Origin of the sequence: Kitasatospora sp. NPDC056651 (assembly GCF_042792155.1) — a bacterium.
Lineage (GTDB): Bacteria > Actinomycetota > Actinomycetes > Streptomycetales > Streptomycetaceae > Kitasatospora.
Genome location: NZ_JBHTWX010000197.1, coordinates 1 through 6406 on the forward strand (window position 1 = coordinate 1; position 6406 = coordinate 6406).

Below are 6406 nucleotides of genomic sequence, written 5' to 3' on the forward strand. Positions count from 1 at the left end.
GCCGTGTCCCACACGGCCCAGGCATCATCGCGACAGATGAAGATTTCTTCAAGTCGTCACCGTACTCGACCCCCCGGCAGCCCTCCTCGACGGGCCCCGCCGGGCGGTCCATCGTACGGTCCCGCCCGGACGGCCGGACCGCCGCACCCGGGCGTCGGCGCCGCCGCTCAGTCGGCGACCGGCCCCAGCAGCAGCGCCGCCAGGCGGGGCAGGCCGCGGTGCGTCTCCGCGTCGTCGTCGAAGTCGAAGTCCTCGCCCATGTCGGGCTCCCACTCGGCCCGGGCGGGGCCGAGGGCCTGGTGGAGGTCCGCGCGCTCGCCCAGCAGCCGGGCGTAGGCGTAGGAGGCCGCGTACCCGGCCTCCTCGCAGAAGAACGGCTCCTCGCCCCAGCGGGACTCCGGATCGGCCACCGCCGGGCGGCACCGGCAGTCGGCCGCCGGCTCAGTCCAGCGAGGCGCGCAGGGCGTCGACCCGGGCGACGGCGCCGGTGAAGGCGTGCCGGTCCAGGCGGCCGTCGTCCAGGGCGGCAGCGAGCGCCTCGGTGGCGTCCTCGGCCTGCTGAGGGTCGCGGCCGGAGCAGAGCAGCAGGTCCATCCCGGCCTCGGCGGCGGCCAGCGCGCGGTCGCCGGTGCCGCCGTACGGGGCGAGCGCGTCGGCTTCCATGGCGTCGGTGACGGTCACGCCGTCGAAGCCGAGCCGCCCGCGCAGCTCGCCCTGGATGATCCTGGGCGAGAACCCGGCCGGGTGGTCCGGGTCCAGTGCCGGGTAGACCGCCCAGGAGGCCATCACCAGCCGGACCCCCGCCGCGATGGCACTGCGGTACGGGGCCTCGCCGCGGGAGCGCAGCTGCGACAGCGGGACGTTCAGGGTGACCGGGCGCTCGTCGGTGTTCGCGCCCCTGGGCGCGGCGCCGAGGCCGGGGAAGTGCTTGGCGGTCGCGGCCACCCCGAGGCCCTGCTGGGCGGTGAGGAAGGCGGTGCCCAGCTCGGCCACCTTGGCCGGGTCCTGGCCGTAGGAGCGCTCGGAGTGGTCGATGAAGTTGTCCGGTGCGTCGTAGACGTCGAGCACCGGGGCGAGGTTGAGGTTCAGCCCGGCGTCGGCGAGGGTCCGCGCCGCGCCGGCGCCGGAGTCCGCCGCCGCCGCGACCGGGTCCGCGGCCAGCCCGGTGCGGCGGGCGGAGAGTTCGGGCGCACCGGGCAGCCGGCGGACCTTGCCGCCCTCCTGGTCGGTCATCAGCAGCAGGGTGCGCGGGTGCGGGGCCTCGGCCGCCGCCCGCTTCAACGCGGCGACGGCCTGGGCGAGTTGTTCCGGGCTGGTGATGTTCTCGCCGAACAGGATCACCCCGGCGGCCCGGCCCTCCCGAATCGCCTGGAGCACCCCGGCCGGCGGCGTCGGACCGGCGTACGACAGCACGACCCGCCGGCCGGCGAGCACCCGGGAGTCCTCCTGGTGCCGGTCGGCCATCGCGGCACTCCCCTCGGTCGGAGCGCCCGGTGCGCCTCCCTGGTTCGGAGCGCCCGGTGCGCCCGCCGCACTCGGGGCGTCGTGCGGCCGGGTGGGCGAGCCGAGCGGGACCGGCCCGAGCGCGGCCCCCATGACGGCCAGCACCACCCCGAACTGGGCGACACTGCGGAACGGGACCATCACGCCTCCCGGGTCAGAATTTGACTTCGACATGTCAATTTACCCAGGGTGCGGATCGCCATTCCCCCGCACACCAGATTCCTCGGATGATCCGACTGTAAAAGCACCGAGGGGAGGACCGGTCAGCCCGACTGGGCCGACCGGGTGTTCGACTTCGGGAGCCGGAGCCCCGGCGCCGAACCCGACCGAACCCGGCCGAACCCGGCCGGATCACGCCCGCGGCACCGCCCGCGTCAGGACGGCCGGCGCACCAGCCCTCCCAGGACGGCCAGGCCCTCGGCGATGTCGGCCGTCGACCCCGCCGCGTAGCCGAGAACCAGCCCCGGCGGGCACGGCAGCCTGGCGTGCCAGGACAGCGGCTGCGTCTTGACCCCCTCGGCCAGCGCGGCGGCGGCCAACTCGGTGTCGGTGCAACCGAGTTCCTCCGGAAACGTCAGCATCAGGTGGAGCCCTGCGGCCGCGCCGTGCACGGTGGCCTCCGGCAGATGGGCGCGGATGGCGGCGATCATCGCGTCCCGGCGGCGGCGGTGGCGGCGGCGCAGCAGCCGCAGGTGACGGTCGAGGTCGCCGGACTCCATCAGCCGGGCCAGCACCAGCTGGGGCAGCACCGGATTGCCGAGGTCGGCGAAACGCTTGGCGTCCACGACCGCCTCCCGCAGCCGGGCCGGGACCAGCAGCCAGCCGGTGCGCAGCGCGGGGGCGAGCAGCTTGGAGATGCTGCCCGCGTAGCAGACCCGGTCCGGCAGGGCGGCCCGCAGGGCCGGGACGGGCGGGCGGTCGTAGCGGTGCTCGGCGTCGTAGTCGTCCTCGATCACCAGGCCGCCCTCGACCGCCCAGCGCAGCAGTTCGCGCCGGCGGTCGCCGCCGAGGACGACACCGGTCGGATACTGGTGGGCGGGGGTGAGCAGGACGGCCGGCGCACCGGTGGCGCGCAGCGCGTCGACCCGGATGCCCTCGGCGTCGACCGGGACGGGCGGGGTGGCGGCGAGCCAGTGGGCGAGGTGCCGGCGGGCGCCGAGCGAACCCGGGTCCTCGACCGCGACCTCGTCGATGCCCACCCGGCCGAGGGCGCGGCCGAGCAGGGCGAGGGCCTGGGCCGTACCGGCGACGATCAGTACCTCGTCCGGGTCCGCTCGGATGCCCCGGTTGCGGGCCAGCCAGTGGGCGACGGCCCGGCGCAGCACCGGGGTGCCGCGTACGTCGCCGTAGCCGAGGTCGTGCGCGGCGAGGCCGTCGAGGACGGCGCGTTCGGCGCGCAGCCAGGCGGCCCGCGGGAAGGTCGCGAGGTCGGGCACGCCGGGAGTGAGGTCGATCCGGGCGGGGGTGGCGCGCAGCAGGTCGAAGACCTCGGAGTCGGGGTCGTCCCGGAACAGTGCCGAGGCCTCGCGGGGCGCCGCCGGCGCGGGCGGCCCGGCCGCCTCGGCGGGGGCCGCGACCACGACCGTGCCGCCCCGGCCTCGGCCGGCCAGCTGTCCCTCCTCGGCGAGGCGCTGGTAGGCGTCGGTCACCACGCCGCGGGAGACGCCGAGTTCGGCGGCCAGCACCCGGCTGGCGGGCAGCCTGGTCCCGGCCGGGAGCCGCCCGTCGGCGACGGCCTCGCGCAGTCGGTGGGCCAGCCAGTCGGTGAGGCCGCCGGGCGGGGCGTCGGCCGCGTCGAGCTGGAGGAAGTCGGCACCGGCGTCTTTGGACCGGTCGGGTGCCTCGGCTTTGGACCTGTTCACCGGACCATAGTGACGGCCAGGGTGGGGCCATGACCACGGAAACCCCCGGCACCACGCGAACGTCCGCCACGGAAACGCCCGCCACACCCGCGCCGACCGCGCCGGATCCCGGCCACGACTACGTCCACGGCTATTCCGACACCGAGGCGCGGCGCCTCGGCGACCAGGCCGACACCCTCGCCGAGCTGCTGCACGCGGGGACTGCCTACCCGCCGGGCAGCCGGGTGCTGGAGGCGGGCTGCGGGGTGGGGGCGCAGACCGTGCACCTGCTTGCCGCCAGTCCGGGGGTGCGGCTGACGGCGGCGGACCTCTCGGCGGAGTCGCTGGCCCGGGCCCGCGCCCGGGTGGCGGCGCAGGCACCCGGCGCGGACGTCAGCTGGCACCACGGCGACCTGCACCGGCTGCCGTTCCCGGACGGCTCCTTCGACCACGTCTTCCTCTGCTTCGTGCTGGAGCACCTGCCCGACCCGGCGGCCGGGCTGGCCGCGCTGCGCCGGGTGCTGAGGCCGGGCGGGACGATCACGGTGGTCGAGGGCGACCACGGGTCGGCCTTCTTCCACCCGGAGAGTCCGGCGGCCCGCCGCACCGTCGACCACCTGGTCCGGCTCCAGGCGCTGGCCGGCGGCGACGGCCTGCTCGGCCGCCGCCTGCACCCGCTGCTCACGGCGGCCGGGTTCGCACAGGTGACGGTCCGCCCGCGGACGGTCTACGCCGACGGCGCGCGCCCGGCCCTGGTGGAGGGGTTCACGCTGCGGACCTTCGTCGCCATGGTGGAGGCCGTCCGGGCGGAGGCACTGGCCGCCGGGCTGACCACCCCGGAGGAGTTCGACCGGGGCGTCGCGGAGCTGCGCCGCGCGGCCGAGCCGGGCGGGACGTTCCACTACGCCTTCTTCAAGGCGGTCGCCGTCAGGCCTTAGGCCGGACAGGGCGCCCAGCCGCGTCCGGGGCGCGGTCGTGGACGGGGGTCACGACCGCGCGCCGGACGGGCCCGCCCACCGCCGCCCACCGAGACCGCCGCCCACCGTTCACCGGGCACGTGAGGGTCACCTGAAGCCCCCCGCCCCGGCAGGGGTGTATCCAGCACCACCCCGAAGACGGCAGCGGGCATGATCGTTCATCGGGCCAGGCCCCGACAGGATCGTTCCCGTGACCAAGACCGCAGGCCAGCCCACCGAATCCGCCCCGCACCGCACCCGACGCGTCGCGCTGACCGTCGCCGCCGTCCTCCTGGCCGGCCTCGCCGCCCCCGCCACCGCGGGTGCCGCCACCGGCCGCGACCCGGGCGACGCGGACCCGGCGCCCGCCCGCTACACCCACCAGAGCCTGGACTGGCAGCCCTGCGCCCAGGAACCCACGCTGGACTGCGCCGCCATGGCCGCCCCGCGCGACTGGCACCACCCCGGCGTCGGGGCCGATCTGACCATCGCGGTCTCCCGGCACCGCGCCACCGACCAGGCCGAACGCAAGGGCACCCTGCTGATGGCGGCCGGCGGCCCCGGCGGCACCGGCCTCAGGCGCCCGGCCGGGCTCGCCGCCGACGCCCCGGCGCTCGGCGCGGCGTACGACATCGTGGGCTTCGACCAGCGCGGGGTCGGCGAGAGCACCAAGGCGGTCTGCCAGACCCAGGAGGAGTTCCAGGAGTTCCTGGCCGGCGACTACCGCGACCAGTCCCCCGCCGCGATCGACCGCGTGATCGCCAACTCGAAGAAGCTGGGCGCCAGTTGCCAGGAGCGCAGCGGCGATCTCATCCCCTTCCTGACCACCGAGCAGACGGCCCACGACATCGATCTGTTCCGCGGCCTGCTCGGCGAGCGCAAGATCGGCTACTACGGCCCGTCCTACGCCACGATGATCGGCGCCTACTACGCGACGCTCTTCCCCCACCGGGTCGAGCGGATGGTGCTGGACAGCAACATCGGCTTCGACAGCACCTGGGAGAAGTTCCAGCTGGGGCAGCCGATGAGCTTCCAGCGCCGCTTCGACGAGGACTTCGTGCCCTGGCTCGCGGCCCAGGACGCCGCCTACCACTGGGGCTCGACGCCGGAGCAGGTGCGGGCCCACTGGGAGCTGCGCCGGGCCGCGCTGCACGACTCCCCCATCGTCGAGGGCTCGTTGACGATCGGCCCCAACCAGCTGGACAGCATCGCGATGTCCGCGATCTACCGGGCGGCCGCCTTCCCCGACCTGGCCCGGCTGCTGGCCTCCGTCGACAACTGGCAGAGCCTCGACCCGGCCACCCGGGCGACGGTCGCGAAGGTCTTCAACAGCTATCTCAACCCGGAGTTCCTCGCCGAGTTCTTCTCGGTGACCTGCAACGACACCGCGTGGACGAAGGACCTGGACACCTGGGTCCGGCGCGGCGCCGAGAACACCGCCCGCTGGCCGCTGGCCGGCGCCCGGACGCTCGCCTTCGGTGCGGTCTGCGCCGCCTGGCCCGTCGCCCCGGCGCCCGAGGTCAAGGTGACCGGCGCCCATCTGCCGACCACGCTGATGCTCAACTCGGTGCACGACCCGGCGACCTACTACGAGGCGGCGCTCGGCGCCCACCGCGCGCTGCGCGGCTCGAAGCTGGTCACCGTCACCGGGAACGGCGACCACGGCCAGTACCCCACGTCCAACGCCTGCGTCACCGGCGTGGTCGAGCGCTACCTGCTGGCGGACACCGCTCCCGCGCGCGACCTCACCTGCGCCTCGGCGTAGACCGGTCGGCCCCGGTCGCGGTCAGCTCCCGGCCCCGACCCCGGTCAGCTCCCGGCCCCGGTCCGCAACCTGGCCCGGAGCCAGGCGAAACCGACGGCCAGGCCGGCGAAGCCGCCGACGGCGAGCTTGATCCCGGCCTTGGCGACGATCCAGCCGATCCACGGGACGTTCCACCCCAGCCAGTGGAACACGGCCAGCAGCACCGCGGCACCGAAGACTGCGGCGAGCACGGTGACCACCACGGCGGGGGGGGGGGGGGGCGCGCCCCGGGCGGCCCGGGGGGGCCCCCCCCCCCCGGCGCGCCGCGCCCGGGGCCCCCCCCCCCCCCCCCCCGAGGGGGA

General features: G+C 75.9%; 6 protein-coding genes. 2 read left to right on the plus strand and 4 right to left on the minus strand.

What is annotated here, in order from left to right; translation table 11 throughout:
• Positions 1-167: 167 nt before the first annotated feature.
• From ACFRAR_RS37880 to ACFRAR_RS37890, 3 genes are all read right to left on the minus strand, one after another.
• Positions 168-410: a hypothetical protein gene (locus ACFRAR_RS37880; RefSeq protein ID WP_380704859.1), complete on the minus strand. Its 243-nt coding sequence runs from the start codon at positions 408-410 to the stop codon at positions 168-170.
• 31 nt (positions 411-441) lie between these two features.
• Positions 442-1644 carry a glycoside hydrolase family 3 N-terminal domain-containing protein gene (locus ACFRAR_RS37885; protein ID WP_380704862.1) on the minus strand — a complete coding sequence of 401 codons (1203 nt, stop codon included), beginning with the start codon at positions 1642-1644 and terminating at the stop codon, positions 442-444.
• Positions 1645-1877: 233 nt separating this feature from the next.
• Positions 1878-3365 carry a PLP-dependent aminotransferase family protein gene (locus ACFRAR_RS37890; protein WP_380704864.1) on the minus strand — a complete coding sequence of 496 codons (1488 nt, stop codon included), beginning with the start codon at positions 3363-3365 and terminating at the stop codon, positions 1878-1880.
• 29 nt (positions 3366-3394) lie between these two features.
• Here ACFRAR_RS37890 and ACFRAR_RS37895 point away from each other — a divergent pair, with 29 nt between their 5' ends.
• Together ACFRAR_RS37895 and ACFRAR_RS37900 are read left to right on the plus strand one after the other, a co-directional pair.
• Complete coding sequence (locus tag ACFRAR_RS37895; RefSeq protein ID WP_380704866.1) at positions 3395-4282, plus strand: methyltransferase domain-containing protein; 888 nt, start codon at positions 3395-3397, stop codon at positions 4280-4282.
• A 229-nt stretch (positions 4283-4511) separates the two neighbouring features.
• Complete coding sequence (locus ACFRAR_RS37900) at positions 4512-6065, plus strand: alpha/beta hydrolase (protein WP_380704868.1); 1554 nt, start codon at positions 4512-4514, stop codon at positions 6063-6065.
• A 44-nt stretch (positions 6066-6109) separates the two neighbouring features.
• Here ACFRAR_RS37900 and ACFRAR_RS37905 read toward each other — a convergent pair whose 3' ends face one another.
• Positions 6110-6295 carry a hypothetical protein gene (locus ACFRAR_RS37905; protein WP_380704870.1) on the minus strand — a complete coding sequence of 62 codons (186 nt, stop codon included), beginning with the start codon at positions 6293-6295 and terminating at the stop codon, positions 6110-6112.
• Positions 6296-6406: the final 111 nt, after the last annotated feature.

Coding starts and splice junctions, on each gene's coding strand:
- ACFRAR_RS37885 (WP_380704862.1), bottom strand. CDS start 1,644: ATGGTCCCGTTCCGCAGTGTCGCCCAGTTCGGGGTGGTGCTGGCCGTC.
- ACFRAR_RS37895 (WP_380704866.1), top strand. CDS start 3,395: ATGACCACGGAAACCCCCGGCACCACGCGAACGTCCGCCACGGAAACG.